26 protein-coding genes and 1 pseudogene are annotated in these 23451 nt (G+C 74.4%); 9 read left to right on the forward strand and 18 right to left on the reverse strand.

Features of this window, described 5'->3' with window-relative positions; translation table 11 throughout:
* Positions 1-6 precede the first annotated feature (6 nt).
* The gene (locus tag ABD901_RS50780; RefSeq protein WP_345140882.1) at positions 7-951 is read right to left on the reverse strand and encodes a helix-turn-helix transcriptional regulator; all 945 of its coding nucleotides are present in this window, start codon (positions 949-951) and stop codon (positions 7-9) included.
* Positions 952-1026: 75 nt separating this feature from the next.
* Between ABD901_RS50780 and ABD901_RS50785 the strand changes: the two genes are divergently transcribed.
* Both ABD901_RS50785 and ABD901_RS50790 read left to right on the forward strand, forming a co-directional pair.
* Complete coding sequence (locus ABD901_RS50785) at positions 1027-2160, forward strand: epoxide hydrolase family protein (protein WP_345140983.1); 1134 nt, start codon at positions 1027-1029, stop codon at positions 2158-2160.
* 363 nt (positions 2161-2523) lie between these two features.
* Positions 2524-3492, forward strand: a complete 969-nt coding sequence (locus tag ABD901_RS50790) for a LysR family transcriptional regulator (protein WP_345140885.1) — start codon at positions 2524-2526, stop codon at positions 3490-3492.
* 77 nt (positions 3493-3569) lie between these two features.
* On the opposite strand, the gene ABD901_RS50795 is transcribed toward ABD901_RS50790, so the two are convergent.
* Genes ABD901_RS50795 through ABD901_RS50805 form a run of 3 tightly spaced genes read right to left on the reverse strand, consistent with a single transcriptional unit; the run spans position 3570 to position 5057 of the window.
* Positions 3570-4250 (reverse strand): hypothetical protein, encoded by a 681-nt coding sequence (locus ABD901_RS50795; protein ID WP_345140888.1) that lies wholly within the window; start codon positions 4248-4250, stop codon positions 3570-3572.
* 20 nt (positions 4251-4270) lie between these two features.
* Positions 4271-4687: a nuclear transport factor 2 family protein gene (locus tag ABD901_RS50800; RefSeq protein ID WP_345140892.1), complete on the reverse strand. Its 417-nt coding sequence runs from the start codon at positions 4685-4687 to the stop codon at positions 4271-4273.
* 10 nt (positions 4688-4697) lie between these two features.
* Positions 4698-5057: a DoxX family protein gene (locus ABD901_RS50805; RefSeq protein ID WP_345140896.1), complete on the reverse strand. Its 360-nt coding sequence runs from the start codon at positions 5055-5057 to the stop codon at positions 4698-4700.
* 98 nt (positions 5058-5155) lie between these two features.
* Between ABD901_RS50805 and sigJ the strand changes: the two genes are divergently transcribed.
* Complete coding sequence (sigJ, locus tag ABD901_RS50810) at positions 5156-6028, forward strand: RNA polymerase sigma factor SigJ (RefSeq protein WP_345140899.1); 873 nt, start codon at positions 5156-5158, stop codon at positions 6026-6028.
* Here the strand turns inward: sigJ and ABD901_RS50815 are convergent.
* On the reverse strand, positions 6025-6510 hold the full coding sequence (locus ABD901_RS50815; protein WP_345140902.1) for a nuclear transport factor 2 family protein: 486 nt from the start codon (positions 6508-6510) through the stop codon (positions 6025-6027). The two genes, sigJ and ABD901_RS50815, sit on opposite strands and share 4 nt — an antisense overlap.
* 87 nt (positions 6511-6597) lie before the next feature.
* Between ABD901_RS50815 and ABD901_RS50820 the strand changes: the two are divergent.
* A pseudogene (locus tag ABD901_RS50820) lies at positions 6598-6723 on the forward strand (LysR family transcriptional regulator); the annotation flags it as partial.
* Positions 6724-6956: 233 nt separating this feature from the next.
* Here the strand turns inward: ABD901_RS50820 and ABD901_RS50825 are convergent.
* Genes ABD901_RS50825 through ABD901_RS50835 form a run of 3 tightly spaced genes read right to left on the reverse strand, consistent with a single transcriptional unit; the run spans position 6957 to position 11053 of the window.
* Positions 6957-9170: a transglutaminase TgpA family protein gene (locus ABD901_RS50825; protein WP_345140905.1), complete on the reverse strand. Its 2214-nt coding sequence runs from the start codon at positions 9168-9170 to the stop codon at positions 6957-6959.
* A gap of 48 nt (positions 9171-9218) precedes the next feature.
* The gene (locus tag ABD901_RS50830) at positions 9219-9875 is read right to left on the reverse strand and encodes a response regulator transcription factor (protein WP_345140907.1); all 657 of its coding nucleotides are present in this window, start codon (positions 9873-9875) and stop codon (positions 9219-9221) included.
* Entirely contained in the window at positions 9872-11053 is a 1182-nt protein-coding gene (locus ABD901_RS50835) for a sensor histidine kinase (RefSeq protein ID WP_345140910.1), read from the reverse strand. The genes ABD901_RS50830 and ABD901_RS50835 overlap by 4 nt, the downstream gene beginning before the upstream one ends.
* 146 nt (positions 11054-11199) lie before the next feature.
* Here ABD901_RS50835 and ABD901_RS50840 point away from each other — a divergent pair, with 146 nt between their 5' ends.
* Positions 11200-11889: a hypothetical protein gene (locus ABD901_RS50840; protein ID WP_345140913.1), complete on the forward strand. Its 690-nt coding sequence runs from the start codon at positions 11200-11202 to the stop codon at positions 11887-11889.
* On the opposite strand, the gene ABD901_RS50845 is transcribed toward ABD901_RS50840, so the two are convergent.
* Entirely contained in the window at positions 11865-12209 is a 345-nt protein-coding gene (locus tag ABD901_RS50845) for a winged helix-turn-helix transcriptional regulator (RefSeq protein WP_345140986.1), read from the reverse strand. The genes ABD901_RS50840 and ABD901_RS50845 overlap by 25 nt on opposite strands.
* 160 nt (positions 12210-12369) lie before the next feature.
* On the opposite strand from ABD901_RS50845, the gene ABD901_RS50850 reads away from it, so the two are divergent.
* On the forward strand, positions 12370-13242 hold the full coding sequence (locus ABD901_RS50850) for an NADP-dependent oxidoreductase (protein WP_345140917.1): 873 nt from the start codon (positions 12370-12372) through the stop codon (positions 13240-13242).
* A gap of 89 nt (positions 13243-13331) precedes the next feature.
* Here ABD901_RS50850 and ABD901_RS50855 read toward each other — a convergent pair whose 3' ends face one another.
* The 3 genes from ABD901_RS50855 to ABD901_RS50865 are packed head-to-tail and all read right to left on the reverse strand — an operon-like array spanning position 13332 to position 16112.
* On the reverse strand, positions 13332-14330 hold the full coding sequence (locus ABD901_RS50855; protein ID WP_345140920.1) for a hypothetical protein: 999 nt from the start codon (positions 14328-14330) through the stop codon (positions 13332-13334).
* Positions 14327-15184 (reverse strand): hypothetical protein, encoded by an 858-nt coding sequence (locus ABD901_RS50860; RefSeq protein ID WP_345140923.1) that lies wholly within the window; start codon positions 15182-15184, stop codon positions 14327-14329. The genes ABD901_RS50855 and ABD901_RS50860 overlap by 4 nt, the downstream gene beginning before the upstream one ends.
* Positions 15185-15209: 25 nt before the next feature.
* Positions 15210-16112, reverse strand: a complete 903-nt coding sequence (locus ABD901_RS50865; RefSeq protein WP_345140926.1) for an intradiol ring-cleavage dioxygenase — start codon at positions 16110-16112, stop codon at positions 15210-15212.
* Positions 16113-16188: 76 nt separating this feature from the next.
* Between ABD901_RS50865 and ABD901_RS50870 the strand changes: the two genes are divergently transcribed.
* A complete protein-coding gene (locus ABD901_RS50870; RefSeq protein ID WP_345140930.1) occupies positions 16189-16881 on the forward strand; it encodes an SGNH/GDSL hydrolase family protein in 693 nt (230 codons plus the stop codon).
* Here the strand turns inward: ABD901_RS50870 and ABD901_RS50875 are convergent.
* The 4 genes from ABD901_RS50875 to ABD901_RS50890 are packed head-to-tail and all read right to left on the reverse strand — an operon-like array spanning position 16862 to position 21165.
* Complete coding sequence (locus tag ABD901_RS50875; RefSeq protein ID WP_345140933.1) at positions 16862-17104, reverse strand: hypothetical protein; 243 nt, start codon at positions 17102-17104, stop codon at positions 16862-16864. The two genes, ABD901_RS50870 and ABD901_RS50875, sit on opposite strands and share 20 nt — an antisense overlap.
* Before the next feature lie 44 nt (positions 17105-17148).
* On the reverse strand, positions 17149-17697 hold the full coding sequence (locus ABD901_RS50880; RefSeq protein ID WP_345140936.1) for a hypothetical protein: 549 nt from the start codon (positions 17695-17697) through the stop codon (positions 17149-17151).
* Between the two features lie 14 nt (positions 17698-17711).
* Positions 17712-18809 carry a dipeptide epimerase gene (locus ABD901_RS50885; protein WP_345140939.1) on the reverse strand — a complete coding sequence of 366 codons (1098 nt, stop codon included), beginning with the start codon at positions 18807-18809 and terminating at the stop codon, positions 17712-17714.
* Positions 18793-21165, reverse strand: a complete 2373-nt coding sequence (locus tag ABD901_RS50890; protein WP_345140942.1) for a DUF4132 domain-containing protein — start codon at positions 21163-21165, stop codon at positions 18793-18795. Before ABD901_RS50890 ends, ABD901_RS50885 begins: the two co-directional genes overlap by 17 nt.
* 38 nt (positions 21166-21203) lie before the next feature.
* Here ABD901_RS50890 and pip point away from each other — a divergent pair, with 38 nt between their 5' ends.
* A complete protein-coding gene (gene pip, locus ABD901_RS50895) occupies positions 21204-22148 on the forward strand; it encodes a prolyl aminopeptidase (RefSeq protein WP_345140945.1) in 945 nt (314 codons plus the stop codon).
* A 3-nt stretch (positions 22149-22151) separates the two neighbouring features.
* Here pip and ABD901_RS50900 read toward each other — a convergent pair whose 3' ends face one another.
* Both ABD901_RS50900 and ABD901_RS50905 read right to left on the reverse strand, forming a co-directional pair.
* Positions 22152-22637 carry a DUF2269 domain-containing protein gene (locus ABD901_RS50900; RefSeq protein ID WP_345140988.1) on the reverse strand — a complete coding sequence of 162 codons (486 nt, stop codon included), beginning with the start codon at positions 22635-22637 and terminating at the stop codon, positions 22152-22154.
* A 2-nt stretch (positions 22638-22639) separates the two neighbouring features.
* Positions 22640-22771, reverse strand: a complete 132-nt coding sequence (locus ABD901_RS50905; RefSeq protein ID WP_345140949.1) for a hypothetical protein — start codon at positions 22769-22771, stop codon at positions 22640-22642.
* Positions 22772-22850: 79 nt separating this feature from the next.
* Between ABD901_RS50905 and ABD901_RS50910 the strand changes: the two genes are divergently transcribed.
* Complete coding sequence (locus ABD901_RS50910) at positions 22851-23447, forward strand: TetR/AcrR family transcriptional regulator (RefSeq protein ID WP_345140952.1); 597 nt, start codon at positions 22851-22853, stop codon at positions 23445-23447.
* Positions 23448-23451: the final 4 nt, after the last annotated feature.

The following is a 23451-nucleotide window of genomic DNA, read 5'->3' on the forward strand; positions in this document are numbered from 1 at the left end:
TCGGTGTCAGCGGACGGCGTCGGTGAGTCGGGTGGCGAGGTCGCGGATGTGTGCGATGAGTTCGGGTGGTTCGTGGATCTGCAAGCGGAAGCCGAACGATGCGACGTAGATGGCGAGTTCGTCGAGGGAGTTGGATCCGGTGTGCAGTAGGCAGGTGTGCGGGTCGACTGCTTCGATGACACCGACTGTGGGCGGGATCCGTTCGGCGGCCGTCGCGGCCGGCACGTCCAGAGTGATCCGAGCGCGGTAGCGGTAGGGGGCGGTGGAGACGCCGTGGTTGAGGTAGCCGGCGAGGTCGACGTCGGGTGCCGGTCGGGGGGCGAAGCGAGGGCCGGTCGGGATGCGGGGATGCATTCGGTCGACCCGGTAGGTGCGCCAGTCGCGCCGGTCGGTGTCCCAGCCGACCAGGTACCAGCGCCGGCCGGTGTGGACCAGCCGGTGGGGTTCGGTGTGGCGTACCGAGTCGGTGCCGTCGTGGCTGCGGTAGTCGAAGCGGAGCCGCTGGTGGTCGCGGCAGACGGCGGCGAGGACGGTCAGCACGTCCGGGTCCACGGTGGGGCCGGCGGCGGGGACCGTGACGGTGACCGAGTGCAGCAGGTTGACCTGGTGGCGTACGCGCGACGGCAGTACCTGTTCGAGCTTGGCCAGCGCGCGTAGCGAGGTTTCCTCGATGCCGGTGACCGTGCCGCTGGCGGCGGTACGTAGCCCGATGGCGACGGCCTCCTCGTCGTCGAGCAGCAGCGGCGGGAGCTTCGTTCCGGCGCCGAGCCGGTAGCCGGCCGCGCCGGGGGTGGCGTGCACCGGGTAGCCGAGGTCGCGCAGTTTCTGGATGTCACGCCGCACGGTCCGCACATCGACATCAAGGCGCTGCCCGAGCTCAGCGCCGGTCCAATCACGCGGGGTCTGCAGCAGTCCGAGAAGCCGCAGCAGTCGGGCGGAGGTTTCCAACATGCCCGAAAGTTTGCCAGGCACCTAGGACGGGACCTGTCCTAGGTGCGTCATAGCGTGGCTGCCATGAGCGAAGAGATCGCCCCATTCCAGATCAGCATCCCGCAGGACCACCTGGACGACCTGCGTCAGCGGCTCGCCCACACCCGTTGGCCGGGCGAGGTGCCCGGGGCCAGCTGGACGGCCGGAGTGCCGCTGGACTACCTGAAAGATCTGGCCGACTACTGGCAGACCAAGTACGACTGGCGCGCCCACGAGGCACGGCTGAACGAATTTCCTCAGTTCACCACCGTCATCGACGAACAGACCGTGCATTTCCTGCACGTGCGTTCGCCCGAGCCGGACGCGCTGCCGCTCATCCTCACTCACGGCTGGCCCGGCTCGGTCGTGGAGTTCATGCAGATCATCGGTCCGCTGACCGATCCCGCCCGGCACGGCGGCGACCCCGCCGACGCCTTCCACGTCGTGGCCCCGTCACTGCCCGGCTTCGGCTTCTCCAGCCCACTCGCCGCCCCGGGCTGGAACACCAACCGGGTGGCCCGCGCCTGGGCCGAGCTGATGAACCGCCTCGGCTACCACCGCTACGGCGCGCAGGGCGGCGACACCGGCGCGATCGTCTCCCCCGAGCTCGGCCGCGTCGACCCTGCTCATGTGCTTGGCGTGCACGTCAACAACCTGGGCACCTTCCCGTCCGGCGATCCGGCCGAGCTGGTCGGCATCACCGAGGCCGACCAGGCCCGCCTCGCGCTGATGACGACCTGGGGCCGGGACATGAGCGGATACGCCATCGTCCAGTCGACCCGCCCGCAGACAATCTCCTACGCCCTCACCGATTCACCCGTCGGCCAGCTCGCCTGGATCGTCGAGAAGTTCAAGGAGTGGACCGACCCGGCCGCCGCCCTACCCGAGGACGCTGTCGACCGCGACCTGATCCTCACCGACGTCTCGGTCTACTGGCTGACCGGCACCGCCGGATCCGCCGCCCGCCTCTACTACGAAGACGCCCGCACCTGGGGCCAGGCCCAGCCGCGCTCCTCAGTACCGACCGGGGTGGCGGTGTTCCCCAACGACATCACCATCCGGCCCCTCGCCGAACGCGACCACAACCTGGTGCACTGGACCGAGTTCAGCCGCGGCGGCCATTTCGCCGCCATGGAAGCACCCGACCTCCTCGTCGGCGACGTGCGCGAGTTCTTCCGCAAGGTCCGCTGACCGCACTCAGCCGGGCCAGCCGTCTCGTCGCCCGGACGCCTGAACCGGGCGACGAGACGGCACGTTCCGCGGGCATCCGAGCCTGGGAACGGCCGCGCGGTTACTCGGCTCTGGGTATCGCCGAGATTAGGGCCATCCGCCGGCGTGCCCAAGGGCAGCTTCTGGCCCATGCACATCTCGGCGGCAAGCGCGCCAGCGGTCCGCCCGGCGATGGTGGCGTCATGGCTCACCGCGCGCCGTCGTCGGCCCGGCCGGGATCGTTGGGGTGGGACTCCAACGGGGTGACCCTGACGGTCATCCAAGGACGCAGCGGCTGACCGGCGTCCTCGCTGCTGGTAGGCGCAACCTTCCACCCTTCGTAACATGGCTGACGTGGAGCTGCGCCAACTCCGGTACTTCGTCGCGATCGCCGAAGAGCTGAACTTCGGCCGGGCCGCCGCCCGGCTGCTGATCGCCGGGCCGTCGCTCTCCCAGCAGATCAAGGCCCTGGAACGGGATCTCGGCGTGCTGCTGTTCGACCGCGACCGGCGCTCGGTGTCACTGACTCAGGCCGGCGCGGCCCTGCTCCCTTCCGCCCGTGCGCTGCTGGCACAGGCCGACGAGCTGCGCGGGCAGGCCCAGCGGTTGGCCGGCTCGAAGCCGGTCCGCCTAGGGTACGTCAACTGGATCCCGCCCGACCTGGCGGCCCGGACCGCGGCACTGGCGCAGGTGCACGTCGACGCGTGGGTGGCCCCGTCCCACGCTCAGGCCGCGCGGGTCGCCGACGGCAGTCTGGACCTGGCGATCTGCTGGGTCCGGACCGAGGACCTGGACCGACTGGGCCTGAAGGCCCGGCTCCTGGGCGCCGATCGCCTGCACGCCGTGAGCGTCGGCGACGCTTCCGATAGCGGCCGCGAGGTCGCCGCCCGGGACACCGTCGTCCTGCTCGACGACGACACCACCTCGTGGTCGTCCTGGAATGCCTACGCCGAACTGCTCGCCCGCGAGACCGGCGCCCAGGCCGCGCGCATCGGGGATGGCGGTATCACCGGACCGGCTTTCCACGACCACGTCCGCCGCAGCGGACGTCCCGTCGTGAACTCCCCCAAGGGCCAAGCCGCGCCGCTGCCGCCCGGCCTGATCCGGCGACCGATCGTCGCGCCCGAGGTCTACTGGACCTGGTCGCTGGTCTGGCGGACCCGCCGCCTCGCCGACGACGTCCTCCTCGCCTACCTGCACGTCGACTTCTCGTTCACCGACCGCCCGATGCTCGGCGTCAAACTCAGCGTGCTGCTCCAGCGCGAGGCCGACGGCTGGGCCATAGGCCACTACCAGGTCTCCAAGCTCGACTGAACAGGCCGCGGGATACGCGAACCGTGCACTCGTACCTTCGCCGCCTTGGCTTGTCGCTCAGGCTGGCCGTTCCTGGTCTACCCGACGGGCTGCGGCAACGCGATCCAGGTCGCCCGGGCCGTGGCCAGGATCGTGCCCTGTGGACCGTACACAGTGGACAGAACCTCGGCCTTCCGGCCCTCGCCGCCGGTGTAGACGCCCATCACGACGCACGTGTCGTCCGGCGACGGCAAAGTGTCGAGCCAGACCGCGAGGCGGCCCAGGACGTACGGGCGGCCGCCGTTCGGGGCGATCACCGACCAGCCGCCGGGGCAGTCCAGCGCGGCCCACATCGTCACCGGGGACACGTCCGCGGGGACCCGCCACGGTGCGGCGGTCCGGCCGTCGGGCAGGACGCCGGGGAACAGCGCCAGGCCGTCGTCGCGGGCGGGGCCGCACACGTAGCAGGTGGGGAACGGGTGGTCGGTGAGGCCGGGGTACCGCGTCGCGGCGTCGGCGGCCTCGGGCAGCCGGGCGGGGGGTACCGGGGAGGGGCGCTCGCCGACGACCGGGCGCGCCTCGGCGATCAGGTCGTCGCCGGCGAGCGCCCGGACCGAACCGGTGGCGTCGCGGACGATGGTCAGCTCGGTCTCCAGCGGGGGCGGGCGGCGCAGCGTCACCTCGGCGGGCGCGCCGCCCAGCTCCGCGGCCACCAGGCCCGCACTGTAACCGCCGTTGCCCGAGCCGGGCGGACCGTTGAACCGCGCCGCGATGCGCATCCCCAGCCTCCATTCGTCCCCTACGGTCTATCAGACTGGTATTTCACCTCGTAGGAGCGCTCCGCGAACCGCCATCCGGCATCGGTACGCCGGTAGCGATCGTGGTACACGGAGTAGTTCGCGTGGAACTCGCCGGTGCGGAAGCGGCCGAGCTCGCTGACGTACACGCGCGCGGTCGCGGTGTCGCCGGTGATGCTGATGCCGCCGGGGTGGACGTTCTGGATGAAGAACTCCCAGGCGGACTGGAGGCGCTCGATGCCGGCGCGGATCTCGGGGCGGCCGTGGAAGTCCACGCCGGCGCCGGGGATGCGCCAGATGCCGTCGTCGGTGAACAGGGCGGCGAAGCGGTCGTAGTCGCGGACCGAGGCCGCGTCGGTGAACTCGCCGGGCAGGGCGGCGATCTCGACGCGGTCGGACAGTGCCTGCAGGTCGGTCATGACGCGCTCCTCAGAAGCGGCCCGCCGCCACGAAGGCGGCGAGGGCGAGCAGGGTGACGGTGACGGCGATGCCCTGGGTCTCGCGCCGGCGGACGTGGACGATGAGGGCGCCGGCCATGAGCAGCACGAGGCCGACGGCGGCGACCGGCACGAGGACGGGGGCGATGTCGAGCGCGGCGGGCAGGATCAGGCCGACGGCGGCCAGGATCTCCAGGACACCGATCGCCTTGACGGCGCCGTCGCCGAAGTCGTCGGCCCAGCCCATGCCGGACGCGGCGAGCTGGGCGCGGGAGCGTGCGAGCTTCAGCACCCCGCTGCCCAGGAAGGATACGGCCAACAGGCCGCCGAGGATCCACAGCGCTAGGTTCATACACAGTCCGACGACACAGCGCCGCGGACTGTGAGGCTCACAGTTCGGTGGGCTGTCTCGTCGTACCGGATGACGGAAGCAATGCGGACGGGGGCGGCATGAGCCTGAGCGCGATCATGAACGAGCGGCGGCAGCTGATGAACCTGGCGTACCGGCTGCTCGGCTCCCTCGCCGACGCCGAGGACGTGGTCCAGGAGACGTACGCGCGCTGGTACGCCATGTCCCGCGCACAGCAGGACGCCGTGGAGTCGCCGGGTGCCTGGCTGACGACGGTCGCCAGCCGGATCTGCCTGGACCTGCTCGGCTCGGCCCGGGCGCGGCGGGAGCGCTACGTCGGCGAGTGGATCCCGGAGCCGCTGCCGGAGCGCTCCGACGGGATCAGCGGCGACCCGGCCGACCGGGTGACGCTGGACGAGTCGGTGAACATGGCGTTCCTGGTCGTGCTCGAGTCGATGACGCCGGCCGAGCGGGTCGCGTTCATCCTGCACGACGTGTTCCGCTACCCGTTCCCGGAGGTGGCCGAGATCGTCGGGCGCACGCCGGCGGCGTGCCGGCAGCTGGCGACGTCGGCCCGCCGGCGCATCCGCGAGGCGCACGCGCCGGCGATCCCGGCCGGGCGGCGGGCCGAGGTCGTGCGGGACTTCAAGCGGGCGTGGGAGGCGGGCGACATCGCCGCGCTCATCGGCCTGCTCGACCCGGACGCGACCATCGTCAGCGACAGCGGCGGGCTGGTCCCGGCCGTGCTGGTGCCGATCGTGGGCGGCGAGCGGATCGCGCACGCCGCCGTGGAGCTGCTGTCGGTCGCGCCCGGGTTGCGGTTCGTCGAGCGGATGGTCAACGGCGAGCCGGGGCTCGTCGCCGAGCACGAGGGCGCCGTCGCCACGGTGTTCGCGTTCGGCTTCGCCGGGGACCGCATCACCCACATCTGGGCGGTGCGCAACCCCGAGAAGCTCCGGCCGTGGACGGTCTAGAAGATCGCGGTGGGGTCGCCGGTGTACCAGACGTTGTCGATGCGGACGCGGCGCATCACCCAGCGGGCGCCGTCGCGGACCAGGCCGACGTCGTAGCGGTTCTTCAGCAGCGCGAACGTGGCGTGGTCGGCACGCAGCAGGTGCTGTGCCTCGACCAGGGCGGTCAGGGCCGCGGTGTCGCCGTCGAGCGCGATGCGCGGGTTGGTGACCTGGTGTGTGGTGTCGACCCGGCCGGCGAACCCGGCGAGGATCTGCTCGACGATCGCGTCCCGGCCGGTCATGAGCGGCGGCGCGCCGCCCCAGCGGGCCGCGGCCGGGCGGAAGTCGAGCTCGGCGTCGGCGGCGAACGAGGAGGCGAAGAGCTCCCGGTCGGCGAGGTCCTGGCCGAGGCCGAAGCGCAGCAGGGCGTCGACGATCTCGGTCCGGTCGCGCAGCTCCTCCAGTGAAGCGCTGGTCAGGGCGCGGTGCGTGGTGACGTACATGACGGCAACTCTTCGCCGGCCGGGCGGGCCGATCAACGCGGGATCGTGCAACGATCGTGAAGCGAGGGTTCACGATCGGGGGCGGCGATGCTGGAGCGGCACGAGGTGGAGGCGTTCCTGGCCGTCGCCGAGGAGCTGCACTTCGGCCGGGCCGCGGCGCGCCTGCGGGTGTCGACGACCCGGGTGAGCCAGATCATCCGCGGGCTGGAGCGCCGCGTCGGGGCGCCGCTGTTCCGGCGCACGAGCCGCAGGGTGCTGGCGACGCCGATCGGGCTCCAGTTGTACCGCGACATCTCCCCGGCCTGGACCGAGCTCACCGCCGCCGTCGAGCGGGCCGTCGCGGCACGCCCGCCCCGACGTCGCCTACGAGTTCCTCGACACTGCGCCCCCGGTCGAGTGGGGTCTGCTCTGGCGGGCGGACGCGGCGACGGCCCGGGTGCTCGCGTTCAACCGCGCCGCGCTCGACCTCGTCGGCGCCGGAGCATCGACGGCGGCAGCGCCACGGCCATGAGCCGGACCCGGCGGGACGCGTGCGCGGCGAGGCCGGCGCGCACGGCCGCGACGGCGGCGCGCAGGTCGATGGCGGCGAGCGGGCGGGCGGCGTACCGCGCGTGCTCCTCGGCCCTCGTCAACGCCCGCAGCCCGTCGCGGCCACGCTCCCCCAGCGCCGCCACGGCGGCGACCCACTCGGCGGTCGCCCGCGGCGTCGCGGAGCGCGCGACCGGCACACGGTAGTCGGTCAGGACGTCGAGCAGCTCGTCCCAGGCGTCGTGGGCCCCGCCGCGGGCGTCCGCGCCGACGACGGCGAGCCGTCGGCGGCGGACGCGGGCGCGGGCCAGGGCCGGCAGCGCCAGCAGCGTGAGCAGCAGCCCGCCGAGCGTCCACGGCGCCGCATCGAGCAGCGCCGGCTCGGTGGCCGGGCCGGCGCCGTCGGGAGGCTCGTGGCGCGCCGGTCGGCTCGCGGAGGACGCGAGCGCGGCCGGGCCGGCGCCCAGGGCCGGCGGGGTCGGGCTGGGAAGGGTGGAGGCGGCCGGTGTCGGCTGGGCGGCCGGGCCGCCGATGGCGCCGGGCGGGGTGGCGTCGAAGGGCAGCCAGCCGAAGCCGGGGAAGTACACCTCCGTCCAGGCGTGCAGGTCGTGGTTGGTGAGCGTGGTCGTCCGGCCCTGGTGTGCGGTGCCGCGGGAGAAGCCGATCGCGACGCGGGACGGGATGCCGGCCTCGCGCAGCAGCCAGGCGAAGGCGGCGGCGTACTGGGCGCAGAAGCCGCGCCGGTTGCGCAGGAAGTCGGTGATGGCGGCGCCGCCGGTGTCGGGGCCGGTGCTGGTGTCGTAGGTGAAGTGGTTGGCCGGGGAGAAGAAGCCGAGGACGGCCATGACCTTGTCGTACTCGGTGGTCCGGCCCTCGACGAGGCCGCGGACGGTGTCGCGCACGACCAGGTTCGGCGGCGCGGCGAGGACGTCGCGCAGCGCGGGGTCGGACGGGTCGACGGCCGCCGCGCGGCGCAGGTCGTCGGGGGTGGGCTCGGCGCGCACGTAGTCGACGGTGTAGCGGCGGTTCGCCGTGGTGCGCAGGCCGGAGTACACCGCCTGGGTCCGGGTGTCGAAGGCCGAGTCGCGCTCGACGCCGCCGACGCGGGTCGGCCAGGTGTAGATGGGCAGCCGGTCGGCCGTGAACCGGTCGCCGATCTCGATCTCGGCGTGGTGCGCGGCGGCGGGGACGCCGGGGCCCCAGCCGGGGCGGGGCAGGGCGGTGAGCGGCGCAGCGGCGCCGGGCGGCAGCGGCTCGAAGCCGCGGGCGGTCAGCTGCTCGAGGGCGTCGAGGCGCAGGTAGTGCGGGCGGGGGTCGTCGAGGTCGGTGACCTTCAGCAGGTCGATCGTCGCGCCGCGGTTGAGCTCGCCGGAGAGCAGGGCGAGGAGGCTCACCGGGCCGGCCTGCCCGCCGAAGCCGCCGGGTCCGGTGCCGCCGCGGCCGAGCACGCCGGAGGTCAGGGCGGCCGGCACCAGGAACGGCAGCGTCACGGCGAGGGCGACGCCGGCGAACCCGAGGCGCCGGCCGGCGACCGCGAGGGACGTCGGGCGGCGCGGGTCGGCGGCGCGGCCGTCGACGGTGAGGCGGCGGCCGAAGCGGCGGATCATGGCCTGCCGGTCGGCGACGAGCAGCCACACGAAGCCGAGCGCGCCGAGCGCGAACGGCGCCCAGCCGGTGCTGTCCGGCATCACGGCGACCGGCACCGTGTACACGGCGAGCATCGGCAGGCCCGCGAGGGCGGGGCGGCGCAGCTGCACGACGAGGGCGTCGACGAGCAGGGCGAGGGCGGCGACGCCGGCCGCGGCGAGCAGCAGCAGGCCGTCGTGGTCGCCGACCGGGGCGGCGAACCGCCGGGCCTGCGCGACGCCGTCGGCGAGCAGGGCCGCGAGGTGCCGGGCGCCGCCCGGGAACAGCAGGAGCAGCGCGAGCAGCGCCGAGGCGGCCATCGCGGCGCTGGGCGCCCACGCCGGCGCGCGCACCAGCCGGGTCAGCACGCCGGCCGTGCCCATCAGCGCGAGGACCAGCGCCGTCTGGGCGGTCCAGGTGTACCGCGCGAAGACGTTCAGCAGCGGCAGCGCGGCCAGCGCCGAAGCGCCGAGGGCGATGAGCGTGAGCCGGGCTCGCTCGTTCATATCGACTCAACGCTCGGTGCACCGCGGCGGGTTGCCGCGCTCGAGCGGTCAGGCGACGCCGGGGCGGACCAGGCCGCTCTCGTAGGCGAAGGCGACCGCCTGGACCCGGTCGCGCAACCCGAGCTTCGTGAGCATCCGCGACACGTAGGTCTTCACCGTCGCCTCGCCGAGGAACAGCGCGGCGGCGATCTCGGCGTTGGACAGGCCCCGGGCGACCAGCCGCAGCACCTCGGCCTCGCGTTCGGTGAGCTCGCCGAGGCGGGCCGCGGCGCGCGGGTCGGCGACCGCGGCGCCGGCGAAGGACTCGATGACCCGCAGCGTCACCGCCGGGTCCAGCAGCGCCTGCCCGGCCGCAACAGTGCGCACCGCGTGCACGAGCTGCTCCGGCGGGGCGACCTTGAGCAGGAACCCGCTGACCCCGGCCCGCAGCGCCTCGCGCACCGCGTCGTCCTCGTCGAACGTGGTGAGGACGATGACCTTGGCGGCCGACTCGGCGAGGATGTGCCGGGCGGCGGTGATCCCGTCGGTCCTGGGCATCCGCACGTCGAGCAGGACCACGTCGGGTGCGGCGCGGCGGACCTCGGCGCGGGCCTGCTCGCCGTCGGCCGCTTCGCCGACGACCTCGATGTCGCCCTGGTGGTCCAGCAGCATCCGCAGGCCGGCCCGGATCATCGCCTCGTCGTCGGCGACCACGACCCGGATCATGCCGCCACCGCTTTCCAGGCCCCGGATTCGGTACCGAGGGGGAAGACGGCCTGCACCGTGAACCCGCCCGGGCGCGGTCCCGCGCTCAGCGTGCCGGAGAACGCGGCCACCCGCTCCCGCATGCCGATCAGCCCGTGGCCGCCGGGGGAGGCTCCCGCCGTACCACCGGCGGGGTTTTGGGCTTCGTTGTCGACGAGGACGGAAACCCGGCCGGGTTCGCGGCGCAGGTAGACCGTGGTCGGGGCGGGCCCGGCGTGACGCAGGACGTTGGACAGCGCCTCCTGCAGCACGCGGTACGCCGAGATGTCCTGCGGCCGCGGTATCCCGCCCAGCTCGCCGTCGACGGTCAGCTCGATGGGCAGCCCCGCGGCGCGGACCTCGGCGACGAGCTCGGCGGCCCGCCCCAGCGTCGGCTGCGGCGCCGGCCCGGTGGCCTCGGCGTCGCGCAGGATGCCGACGAGCGCGCGCAGCTCGTGCACCGACTCGCGCCCGAGCCGCTCGATGCCCTCCATCATCTCGGCCTGCGCCGTGCCCGCCGCCAGGGTGCTGCGCACGGCCCCGAGCTGCAGCACCATGACGCTGATCGAGTGCGCGACGGCGTCGTGCATGTCGCGGGCGATGCGGCGGCGCTCCTCGGCGACGGCGGCGTGCTCGCGGGCCTCGCGCTCGGCATCGAGGGCGGTGTTGAGCCGGGCGAGCAGGTCGGCGCGCTCGCGTAGCCGCCGGGCGAGCAGCCCGACGCCCCATGCGCCCCAGCACAGCAGCCCGAAGAACAGGTTCTCCCACGCCTGGCTGCCGAGCCCGGCGACGCTCGAGCCGGCGGCGCGCCCGGCGACCCACGTGCCGAGGCTCGCCATGAGCTGCACGGCGAGCGGCGCCGGCCACGACGCCTGCGCCTTGCGGTAGCCCGCCCAGCCGGGCGCCACGAAGAACCCGAGGACCGCGGCGCCCGTCGGCCCGTCGAGCCCGCCGACGACGGAGATGGGGAACGCGAGGCTGACGACGGCGGCGCCGGTGATCGGCCGCCAGGCGCCCAGCAGCATGCCGCCGGCCACCGCGGCCAGGGCCGCGGCCGGTGTGGCGGGCGCGGCCGAGAACTGGGCGTCGAGGAGGATCTCGGCGGTGCCGATGAGGGCCAGCGCGGCGGCGAGGACTGCCGCGACATTCGGGCGGTGCATGCCGGCGATCGTAATCGGTGCTGGTCAACCGCCGGGTCGGCCGCACGACGGACAGCGTGACGGCCCCGCGTCCACCGCGCGGCGGACGGCGTTTTCCGACGTGCGCAGGCAGCGTCGCGGTGGCCTCCGCCCATAGCGTTCAGGCCATGACGAACACCAACTCCCCCGCCAAGCGGGTCATGCAGATAGCCGCCGGCACCGCCCTCATCGCGGGCGCCGCCTCCTTCTTCGCCGGCCTCGCCACCTCGCCGCCGCAGGGCGACGACAGCAAGGCCACCTACCTGCACTCCCTGGCCGCCGACCCGTTCACCACCCAGCTGTCGGCGCTGCTGCTGCACTACGGCAACCTGCTCATGGGCGTCGGCCTGCTCGCCGTGCCGCTGCTGGTCCGCGGCCGCCGCGGCGGCGTGCTCACGGTGCTCGGCGCGCTGCTCGGCGCGCTCGGCCTCATCGAGATGTCCGGCGCGCTGATGTCCGACTGGTTCCACATGGAGCTGGGCCGCAACCTGCCGATCGAGCAGGCCGTCGTCGTGTCGGACAAGGTCCTCGCCCACCCGGCGCTGCAGCTGGCGTTCAGCCCCGGCCCGCTGGTCTCGCTCGCGCTGCTGCTGACGTTCGTCGGCCTGTCCCGTGCCGGTGTGGTCGGCTGGTGGACGGTGCCCGCCATCGTGGCCGGGTACGCGGGGCTGCTGTTCATGCCGTACGACACCCCGGTCCTGCCGGCCGTGGGCACCCTGCCGATGCTGGCCACGCTGGCCTTCGCCGGCACCCGCGTCCTCGGCCGGGCGCGCGTCGCCGAGCCGGCCGAGCCCTACACGGTCTCCCTCGCGTCGTAGTCCTCGCGGGCCTGCAGGATCTCGCCGATGTTCGACTCCGACCAGCTCTTGAGGGCGGCGAGGATCGGCACCAGCGTGTGACCCAGCGCCGTCAGCTCGTAGTCGACCCGCACCGGCACCGACGGGGTGACGGTGCGGGTCACGAGCCCGTCGCGCTCCAGCGTCCGCAGCGTCTGCGTGAGCATCTTCTGGCTGGCCCCCGCGATGCGCACGCGCAGCTCCCCGTGCCGCCGCGGCCCGTCGGCGAGGGCGTTGACGACCAGCCCCGCCCACTTGTCCCCGATGGTGGCGAACACCTGCCGGGTCGGGCAGGCGGCCATGAACGCGTCGTACAGCACCCGCTCGTCGAGGCGTCGCTGCTCGGCCGTCTTGGTCACGTTCGGGGCTCCTCCCGGTGGGATAGGCACTAAAAGGTACCTACTTACCGACAGTACCTGCCCCGGTGGACGCTTGGCCACGTAGCCCACTGGAGGAGGAACGATGTTCGTAGTCGAGGTCTCGCGGTTCGGCGACGCCGGCGTCCTGGTCGGCACGCAACGCCCCGACCCGGCACCGACCCCAGGCCGCGTCCCGGTCCGCGTGACGGCGGCGGTGGTCAACCCCGTCGACGTGGTGACCCGGGCCGGCCTGATCCCCGGCCTGACCCCGCCGTTCGTGCTCGGCTGGGACTTCGCGGGCGTCACGCAGGACGGCACCGCGGTGGCGGGCCTGGTCCCGTGGTTCGCGGAGGCCGGCGCGACCGGCACCTACGCCGACGTGGTCCTGGCCGACCCCGCGTGGCTCGCCCCGATCCCGGCGGGCGTGGACCCGGCCGAGGCGGCGACCCTGGCCCTGAACGGCCTGACGGCCCAGCAGGCCCTGGCGCTGGCGGCCCTCCCAGCGGGCACCCGCCTGTTGATCACGGGCGCCAGCGGCGGCGTCGGCGGTTTCGCGGTCCAGCTGGCGGTCGCGGCGGGCCTGTCGGTGACCGCGATCGCCTCCCCCGGCGACGAGTCCTACGTCGCGTCGCTGGGCGCGAAGGAGGTCCTGACCCGCGGCACCGCCCTGCAGCCGTCCTCGTTCGACGCGGCGCTGGACGCCGCCTCGTACGGCGGCGTGCTGCACGCGGTCCGCGACGGCGGCACGTGCATCTCGGTCACCGACCCGAGCACGCCGCCGTCGGAGCGCGACATCCGGGTCGCCAAGGTCGGCGTGGTGCCGTCCTCGGAGGGCCTGGCGGCGCTGCTGTCGGAGCTGGCGGCGGGCCGACTGGTGACCCGCGTCGCGGATCGCCTGCCCCTGTCGTCGGCGGCCGAGGCGCACCGCCGCGCCGAGGAAGGCGGCCTGCGCGGCAAGCTCGCCCTGCTCCCGTAGCGCCCGGGAGCGGCTTCCGTTCTTTCTCCCTAACGCTAGCAGACCCCAAAAAGTTAGATCTTGCGATGCGACTCAGCGTAGTCACCACGCTACAACGTGGGGCCGCGGGCGATCAGCGGGGGGTCGCCGCCGAGGAAGACGACGATCGAGCGCCAGTTGCCGTACAGGACGTCGGCCAGGCTCACGTGCTCGTTGCGGGAGAGAGCGGCCGCGACCGCCGGGACGTTCTCGGTCAGCTCGTCCAGGCGGGCGGATTTCGCCAGGGAAGGGCCCAGGCTGCCGAGCCACAGCGTGATCTCGGTGCCCTGGGTCAGGGCCGCGGACAGGTCGTCGCGCAGCGGGCCCGGCTCCGCCGAAGCGATCAGGTGGTGGAGGCGCTCCTGGGCGCTCGGGCGCTTCGGGGCGGCGGCGACCAGCTCGTCGCAGCGGGGGCAGGGACCGGGCCCGTAGTGGTGGAGGTAGACCTCCAAGGCCTCCTCGGGGAGGCCGCACAACGAACCCGTGCCGTCGTAGGCGTGGAACACGCGGTCTGCCGAGGACGCGGCCGCGAACACGGCCGGCTCGCGGGCCGACTCGAAGCTCCAGCCGGGTGCGAGCGGGCGGGCGCGGCGGCGCGGCGAGCTACGGACGACCGCCGGGCGGCCGGTCTCGGGGATGATGGCGACGAAGGTATGTGACTCGGTGCGCACCATGGCCACGCCCACCGGCGACGACGACTGCAGGGCGGCCTCGGCCTCGGCCAAGCCCTCCAGGGCCTCATGCAGGCGCGCCGAGTGCCGCGCTCTGGCGGAGGTGGCGCCGTGGGTCCACGGGTTCACCGGGGCGCCGGCGAGCAGGGCGGCGGACAGCTCCTCGCGCAGGTGAGCCGGCTCGGCGCCGGCGATCTCGTCGCGCAGCCGCTCGGCGACCGTCCGGCGGGGTGGCGCCGCGGCGGCCAAGGCGACGCAACGCGGGCAGGCGTCGGGTGCTTCGGGCGCGAACGAGCCGGCCATGAAGGTCATCGGGGGTAGGGGCGTGCCGCACAGCAGGACGGTGCCGGTCTCCGTGGCGTGGGCCACGCCGTCGACGAGCTTCCGGTAGAAGCTCACTGCGGCCAGCCGACGAAGGCGCGGGCGATCACGGGTGGCCGACCGTCGCGGAGCACGATCGTTGAGCGCCAGTCGCCGTACAGGACGTGGGCCAGGCCGACCCGCCCGTCCGACTCCAGGGCCGTGACCACCGCCTTCCGGCCCTCGGTCAGGCGCTCCAGCCGGCCGTGGTGCTTGATGAAGCCGGACCCGGGGCCCTCCATCCACAGGCTGATCTCGGCGCCGCGCTCCAGGGCCGCGGCCAGCTCGTCGCGCAGCGGGCCGGGGGCCGCGGCGGCGATCAGGCCGTGCAGGCGCTCCTGGGTGCTCGGCCCGGAAGGAGCATCGGCCGACAGGTCGCCGCAGCGGGGGCAGGAGCCGGGTTGGCCGGGGCGGAAATGGTGGCGGTACAGCTCGACGTTGCGCCGCGGAAGGCCGCACAGGGTCGCGCCGGCATTGCCGAGCGCGTGCTCCACGCCGTCGGGCGACTCGGCCGCGGCGAACGCCGCGGGCACGCGGGCCGACTCGAAGGACCAGTCGGGCGGGAAGGGGGCCGCGCAGCGCTCGACCGTGCTGCGCACCACGGCGGGGCGGGCCCCGTCGGGCAGGATCGCCACCAGGCGCGAAGTCTCGAGCGCAACCTCGGCGATCCCGACGTTCTTGGCCGGGGCGGCCAGGGCCGCCTCGGCCTCGGGGCGGCCCTCGACGACCTCGTGCAGGCGGACGGCCGGCGCGGCCTGCGAGGCGGGCACGACGCTCCATGGGTGCACGATCGCGCCGGAGCGCAACGCGGCCGCCAGCTCCTCGCGCAGATGGGCGGGCTCAGCGCCGGCGATCTGGAGCAGCAGGCGCTGGGCGGACGAGGAGGCACTCACCAGGCAGTTCTACACCAACGACGCCTCACCGGCTGCCCGGTGCGCCGCCGCGGGCGGGGGTGGTGCGGGTGTCGACCGGCACCGTCAGCGACACCGCGTAGCCCGACGACACCGAGCCCGTTGCCGTTCCCAGCTGATGTGCGGCGCCGTCGTCGCCGAAGACGTTGTCGTTCTGCAGCGACACGCGCGCGAGGTTCGTCACCGATGCCTCGTAGCCGGACTGCGCGTACACCGTCTGGCACGTCTCCTTCGGCAAGGCGACCTGGGACGTGGCGATGGCGTTGGAGGCGGACGAGATCGCGTCCTGGTTGCGGTACACCTCGAAATGGATGTGCGGCCAGCGCCCGTCGTAGCAGGCGGGGAAGATGCTGGTGAACCGCACCTTGCCCGACGCGTCGGCGACCTGCACGCCCCGCAGGTAGTTCTGGTCGGTGACCGCCTGCGAGTACAGCGAGTAACGGCCCGCCCGGTCGCAGTGCCACACGTAGACGGCGACACCGGCGAACGGGCCTCCCCCGCCGGCAAGGTCCACGATGGACAGTTCGAGCGTCATCGGTACACCCTCAGCCATCCCGGTCGACCCGCCGAAGCTCGACGTGATGTCGCTGCGCACGATCCCGCTCTGCGTGAGCACGTTGGGCCCGTTGGAGCCGTCGCCCGGGTAAGGCCCGGCGGTCTCGTCGGGAATCTCAGCCGACGACGAAGACGGAGTCGAGGACGAACCGGACGAATCCGAAGAATCCAAAATATCCGAAGAGTCTGAAGTGTCCGAACAGGCCGCGAGGCCGGCAACGGTGACCGCGCCGAGCCCGAACGCCCGCAGCAGGTGCCGCCGGCCCAGCACCGTCTCCAGGTCGAAGCCGAGCCCCTGGTCCTCGATGTGCGCATCGGGCCGCCGGAGCGGCCGCCCTTCGTAAGTGTCCGTCATGCACGTCAGCGTCCAGGGCTCGCCTGCGCGCCCGCTCCACCCAACCTGTGAGCCACCTATGGGGCAGAATGCTGGGATGCGTCGCGCCGCCGCCCTGCTGATCGCCGCCCTCGCCCTCGCCGGCTGCGGCGGCGGCACGCCCGCCGGGACCCCGACACCGCCGGCCGTGCGAATCCTGCCGCTCGGGGACTCCATCACCGACGGGCGCACCGTGCCCGGCGCCTACCGCACGGCGCTGTGGAAGGAGCTGACCGGCGCCGGCGCCCGGATCGACTTCGTCGGGTCGCGGCAGAGCGGGCCGGCGGACCTGCCGGACCAGGACAACGAGGGCCACCCGGGCCTGCGCATCGACGAGATCGACGCCGACGTCACCAAGTGGGTCAACGCCACCGACCCGCGGTTCGTGCTGATCCATCTCGGAACGAACGACGTGTTCCAGGAGTACGAGCTGGCCGGTGCGCCGCAGCGGCTCGCGAAGCTCGTCGAGCACGTGCAGCGCACGGCGCCCGACGCCGACGTGTTCGTGGCCACGCTCATTCCGTTGCAGGACGCCACGGCGCAGACGCGCGTCGCGGCGTACAACGCGGCGCTGCCGGACGCGCTGCGGGCCCTCGGGCCGAAGGTGCACCTGGTCGACATGCACGCGGCGGTGACCGTCGCCGATCTCGCCGACGGCGTGCACCCGAACGAGGCCGGCTACGCGAAGATGGGCGCCGCGTGGGCCGCCGCGCTGCGCCCGCTGATGCCGATCACTCGTCCAGCCACGTGATGACCCGGGTCTCCGGCTCGGGTTCCGGCGGCGGCGGTCGTTCGGCCCGGGCGTGGCGGGGCTCGGGCTGCCGGTAGTTCTCGTAGCGGAACTCGGCGACCGGCTGGGCCGGGCGGTGGAAGATCCCCGCCGCGGTCTCCCGGTTGGCGTACCAGGCGGGCTCGCGAGGCTCGGGGCGCCGATCTTCGCGGTCGTCCTCGCCGCGCCGTCTCCTTCGGGTCACGATGCACCTCCCGCCCGGTTGTACGGGCGGGACCGCCGCCGGGATCAGATCGGCTGCTCCCAGGGGACCAGCTGGTGGGACGCGCGGCCCAGGATCCGGCGCAGGCCGGCCGCCTGCCGGTTCAGGTGCGGCAGGAGCGGCGCGCCGGGCCGGGGCGGTTCCGGCAGCTCCGCCGGGTCCAGATCGCACAGCCGCAGCAGCGGACCGGGCCCGGCGGCCGGGTCGTCGAGGGTGGCGAGCGCCGCGCGCAGCTCGTCCGGGTCGGGCGGGGCCGGCCGCTCCCCGTCCCACCATTCGATCGTCAGCCAGTCGCCGGGGAACCACGGCAGTGCCTGGCGGAGCAGGTCGGCGTGTGCGGACACCGGCGGGCCGAAGAGCCGGTCGAGCGCCGGCACGGCGGCGGCGAGGTTCGCCAGGGCGCGCTCCCGGGTGGCGAGCGGCGCGGTGCCGGTCGCCTCGTCCTCGCTCAGGTCGGCCGGGCGGAAGAGCGCCAGCCACAGCAGCGGTACCGCACCGTCGGCCTCGGCCACGACGTTCTCCGCGTCGAAGCCGGCACGCCGGTCCGACGGGTAGACCTCCGGCCATGAGCTCACGCACAGGAACGGCCTCAAAACCAGGGCTCCAGGTCGACGCCGGTGCCGGGGGCGGGCGGCAGGGTGACGGCGTCGCCGGAGTAGCGCAGGCCGCCCGCGATGATGCCCGGCGGCATGAACAGCGGCGTGTCGAGGTCGACGTACACGCACAGTGGCTGCATCGCCTCGGCGAGCGCGGCCGAGAAGGACATCGACGCGGCCGTCTCCACCATGCCGCCGATCATGCACGTCATCCCGGCCGAGCGGGCGATCGCCAGCACGTCGAGGGCGTCGACGACGCCGAACTTCATCAGCTTGACGTTCAGGGCGCTCACGCCGCCCATCGCGGCGATGCGCAGGGCGTCGGCGGGGCTGCGCACGGACTCGTCGGCGCACACCGGGACGCCGAACTCTGCCTCCAGGTCGCGCAGCCGCTCCGGGCGGTCGGCGGGGACCGGCTGCTCGAACAGCTTCAGGCGGACGCCGGCCCGGGAAAGGGCCGCGAGGAAGACGCGCGCCTCATCGAAGGTGTACCCGCCGTTGGCGTCGACGATCAGCCCGGCCTCCGGCGCCGCGTCGCGGATGGCCAGCAGGCGCGCGACGTCGGACTCCCAGCCGGCGGCGCCGGTCTTGACCTTCAGCGTGGCGAAGCCCTCCGCGGCGGCCCGCCGGGCCGAGCGCCGCGCGTGCTCGGCGTCGCCGGCGGGGATGGTGACGTCGGTGCGCAGCGGTCCGGCCCGGCCGCCGAAGAGGTCGACGAGCGGCAGGCCGGCGTGGCGGGCGAGGGCGTCGAACAGCGCCTGCTCGATGCCGCACAGCGCGGCGGGCGCGCCGGCCAGGCGCGGGCGCAGCTCGGCGTGCAGCGCCCGCCACTGCGCCACGTCGCGCCCGGGCAGCAGGCGCGCGGCGGCCTCGGCGGCAGCGAGGGTCCCGGCCTGGGTCTCGCCGGAGACCGCCTCGAACGGCGCGGCCTCGCCGTAGCCGACGGTGCCGTCGCGCAGCGCGACGCGGACGAACACGTTGCGGGCCGCGGAGGGCGCGCCGCCGGCGATCGCGAACGGCTCCAGCAGCGGCACCTCGACCGCCCGGAACCGCACGTCCTCGATGAGCCGGCCGTCACGCACCGCGGCCACCCGCAGACCCGATCTGGCGGCGGATGTCGGGGTCGGTGATGGTGTCGTCGGCGGCGAGCAGCAGCGCCTTGGACAGGATCAGCGACAGCATCGGGTCGTCGTCGAAGGGCAGGTGGATCGTCCCGGTGGCGCGGCCCGGCGCCGCGACGATGCACAGATACGTGTCGCCGGGCTCCATGAGGATGTTGCCGGAGCCGAGATGGATCCGGTACGCCCGCAGCTTGCCCCGCACGCACAGGTACCGCTGCTGCAGCTCGCACCGCTCGGCGATCCGCAGCCGGGGCACGATGCGGGCGAGGGCCTCGCGGCGCACCTCGGCGATCGGGGTCAGGTCCCGGAATCCGGCGCGCTCGCGCCGCTCGGCGAAGCGCACCGGCCAGGCGTCGTCGGTGCCGATCGAGGTCACGCCGACGAACAGGTCGACGTCGCGCATCGCCTCGCTGAACACCGCCGGCGGCACGTCGGCGAGCGCCGTGCGGGCCCACAGCGCGCCGTCGCGGCGGTCGAAGGCGACCGTGCCGGCGGTGCAGAACTCGACGTCGTACCGCGGCGCGACCACGTCGCCCGCGCTCTCGTGCTCGAACGTCGCGCGCCACCGCCCGGCGCCGAACACCTTCGTCGCGTCGGTGTCGGCGCCGCTGGACCAGGTGCCGAGGTAGGTCGCCTGCCAGCCGCGGGCGCGCATGAGGGCGCTGGCCTGGCGGTACCGCAGGACGTGCCCGGCGAAGCGCATCGACCGCTCGCCGGCCTGCTCCTCGGCGGGGGTGACGATGTACGACTCGCGGTATGCCTGCTTGAACGGCTGGCGCAGCCCGCTCCCGGCGACGTGGTCGCGCCACGCGGCGACGTCACCGGGCCGGGCCGCGAGGGGGCTCCACAGTGCGATGCGGGCGCTGGGCGTCGCCTCGGCCGGCTCGCCCGCCGGGTCGAGCAGCACCCAGGCGCCGTCGCGCCGTTCGGGCAGCCCGGCGGCTCCGCCGGCGGTCCAGATGAGGCGGCGCCCGTATACGCCGGTGACGGGGTGCTCGAGGTAGCGGCGGGCCCAGTCGGCGGGGTCCCAGTCGCCCCCCTGCGACAGCAGCCCCTCGACCCGGCCCTTCTCGGCCGCGAGGGTCGCCGCGACCCGTTTGCGCAGCTCCTGGGCCTCGGCCAGCGCCGGGGTGCCGCGCACGGCGGCGGGTGCGCTGCGCAGCGGGGCGCCGGCTCTCTCGTACCGTATCCGCGGCTTGTCCTCGGCGATCTCGAGGACGATCGCGTAGTCCTCGTGCGCGAATCGGCGCCGCCGGTCGCGGTCCAGGCCGTGGTCGTCGACGGACAGCTCGGCGGCCTGGCCGGGGTCCCAGCCGCGCAGGGCGCCGAGGCGCTGCAGGGCCTCCTGGACGCGGCCGAGCAGGGCCTTGTTCTTGACGGTGAGCGACAGCGCGGCGAGCACCCGGACGGGTTCGTCGCCGCCGCGGCCGGCGAGGATGTGCACGGCGGCGGCCGCGGTGCGGGGCGCGCGCGGGAACCCGAGCGACTTCGGGTGCGCCGACCCGGCGGCGCGGGCGACGGCCCCGACGAGCGCGGTGGTCTCCGCGGCGTCGTCGAGGGCGAGCATGCACGTGAGGCCGCGCACGAGCCGGTCGGTGCTGTCGTGGAGATATCCGTGGTACCGCGAATAGCGCTCCAGAATCCCCCGCACGGCCGCGCGGGCCGGTGGCAGCAGCCGCGCGGCGGTCGCGGTCCAGCCCGCCGGCGGCACCGGCCGGCTCAGCGTCACGGCGTGCAGCAGCGCGTCGGCCACGCCCGGGACGGCGAGCTCCGCGCGCAGGTCGCGGCGGGCGGCGGGCCCGAAGGAGTCGCCGGCGTGCAGCAGGTCGCCGGGGATCGGGTCGGCGGTCGCCCGGGCGATCGCCGCGCCGTAAAGTGCGGCGATCTCGGTGCGCGCCGCGACCGGGATGGCGTTGATGCCGCGCCGGTTGACCGCGGCGAGGACCGCCCGCAGCGCGTCGGCGAGCCCGTCGAGCGCCTCGGCGTCGAGCGCGGCCGCGACGACGCCCGGCACCCGGAACGCCTCGCCGTCGTACAGCATCGCGCCGGTGAGCCGGTGCAGGCACCAGACGAGCTCGTCGCGCGACCACGCCAGCCCGCCGGCGCCGAGCTCGTGCAGGGCGGCCATGACGTTGGAGTAGCCGGAGGTCGGCGGCCCGAGGTCGTCGACGGCGTCGGCGTGCACCCGCAGCGCGGCGGCGCGGCGCCGCTCGTCGTCCCAGCCGGCCGGGTCGATGTGCGGCGCATAGGGCGGGGTGGCGGCGACGATCGCTGCGAACCGGTCGTCGGCCGGCGGCAGCAGTCGCGTCCAGGTCGTCTCGCCCATGCTGAAGATCAGAACACAGGTTCGGCGACAATGCGGTGGTGTATCCGCCGATCGAACCGTATGACTCGGGGCTGCTGGACGTCGGCGACGGGCAGCTCGTGTACTGGGAGGCCGGCGGGAACCCCGCCGGCAAGCCGGCGCTCGTCGTGCACGGCGGCCCGGGCTCCGGTAGCGCCGCCGGCTCGCGCCGGCTGTTCGACCCGCAGCGGTACCGCGTGGTGCTCTTCGACCAGCGCGGCTGCGGCCGCAGCACGCCGCACGCGAGTGACCCGGCCGCGGACATGCGCCACAACACCACCTGGCACCTGGTCGCCGACATGGAGCGGCTGCGCGAGCACCTGGGCGTCGAGCGCTGGCTGCTCCTCGGCGGCTCGTGGGGCTCGACGCTGATCCTCGCCTACGCCGAGCGGCATCCGGACCGGGTGTCCGAGGTCGTCATCCCGGCGGTGACGATGACCCGGCGGGCCGACACCGACTGGCTGTACCGCGGCGTCGGCCGTTTCTTCCCCGAGCAGTGGGAGCGTTTCGCCGCGGGCGCCGGCGTGCCAGGCGAGGGCGACATCGTCGGCGCCTACGCCCGGCTCATGGAACACCCCGACCCCGACGTGCGGTGGCGGGCCGCGCAGGACTGGTGCGCGTGGGAGGACGCCGTGCTGTCCGGCGAGACGCGCGGCGCGAGCAACCCCTACGGCGACCGCCCCGCCCTGGCCCGCCTGGCGTTCGTGCGGATCTGCGCGCACTACTTCGCCAACGGCGCCTGGCTCGACGAGGGCGTGCTGCTGCGCGAGGCCGGCCGCCTCGCCGGCATCCCCGGGGTGCTGATCCACGGCCGGCTCGACCTGGGCGGACCGCTGCGCACGGCCTGGGAGCTGCACCGCGCCTGGCCCGGCTCGCGCCTGCACGTCGTGGAGGCCGGTGGCCACCTCGCCACCGACGAGACGCGCGAGCACGTGCTGCGGGCCCTGGCCGAGTTCGCGTCGTAGCGGCTACGTCCGGCCGGTCCAGGGCGTCGCACCGCGCGGCTTGTACACCGACAGCACCAGCGCGACGAGCAGCAGCCCGATCGCGGCGGCGGCGTGCACGACGGGCGACGCGCTGCGCAGCGCCGCCGTCGCGACGCCCGGGTCGCGCGCCATGTCGGCGAGCATCCCGAGCGTCTGCATGTACAGCAGCAGGACCCCGGTGGCGAACAGGTTCATCACCAGCTTGACCAGCACCCAGTAGTGCCGGGCGAGCCCCCAGCTCGTGCCGAGCGACTGGACCAGACCGGTCACCAGGCCGGCCACGCTGAACGGCAGCAGCGTCCACCAGCCGACCGGCTCCAGCACCAGGTACGCACCGCGGACCACGCCCGGGTCGGTGGCGGCCAGCCCCACCACCCCCAGTGCCAGCGAGGCGGACACGGCGCCGAGCCAGCCGACGGACGCGCCGACATGCAGCACCAGCCCGATCCGGCGCACCGGCGGGCGCATCGTCACCGCGCACCGCCGTGGTGCATGTGCTGCCCCGGCCCGTGCCCGCTCACGAGCATCACGACCACCAGCACGGCAACGACGATCCCGGCGACCACGAACGCCTTGACCCAGCGAGGGGTCGGTTCTCTCATCACGGGCTCCACTTTGCAATACACATTGTCTTTTTACAAGACAGAGTGTCGCGGTCGAGTCGCGGTGTACGATGAGCGGGTGCCGAGGCTGTGGAACGCGACCATCGACGAGCACCGGCGCACCGTGCACGCGGCGATCCTGGACACCACCGCGGCGCTGGTCGCCGAGCAGGGGCTGGCCGGCGTGACGATGTCGCAGATCGCCGCCCGGGCCGGGATCGGCCGGGCGACGCTGTACAAGTACTTCCCGGACGTGGAGGCGATCGTCGTCGCCTGGCACGAGCGGCAGGTGGGCGAGCACCTGGCGCAGCTCACGCAGGCCGCGTCGGCCGACGCCGAGCCGGGCGAACGGCTCCGGACCGTGCTGAGCACCCTCGCCGAGCTGACCGGCGGGCGGCACCAGCCCGGCACCGCCCCGGTCGGCCACGGGCCGGACCTGGCCGTGCCGTTGCACCGCGCCGAGCACCTGCACCACGCCCGCCACCAGCTGCACGCGCTGCTGACGGGCGTCGTGCGGGCCGCGGCCGAGGCCGGCACCGTGCGCACCGACGTCTCCGCGGCCGAGCTCGCCGCGTTCTGCCTGCACGCCCTAGGCGCCGCCGCCGACCTGCCGGCCACCCGCGCGGCCCGCGGCCGCCTCGTCGACGTGACCCTCGCCGCCCTGCGGCCCGCCTGACCGT

This window comes from Dactylosporangium darangshiense (genome assembly GCF_039537565.1).
Taxonomy (GTDB): domain Bacteria; phylum Actinomycetota; class Actinomycetes; order Mycobacteriales; family Micromonosporaceae; genus Dactylosporangium; species Dactylosporangium darangshiense.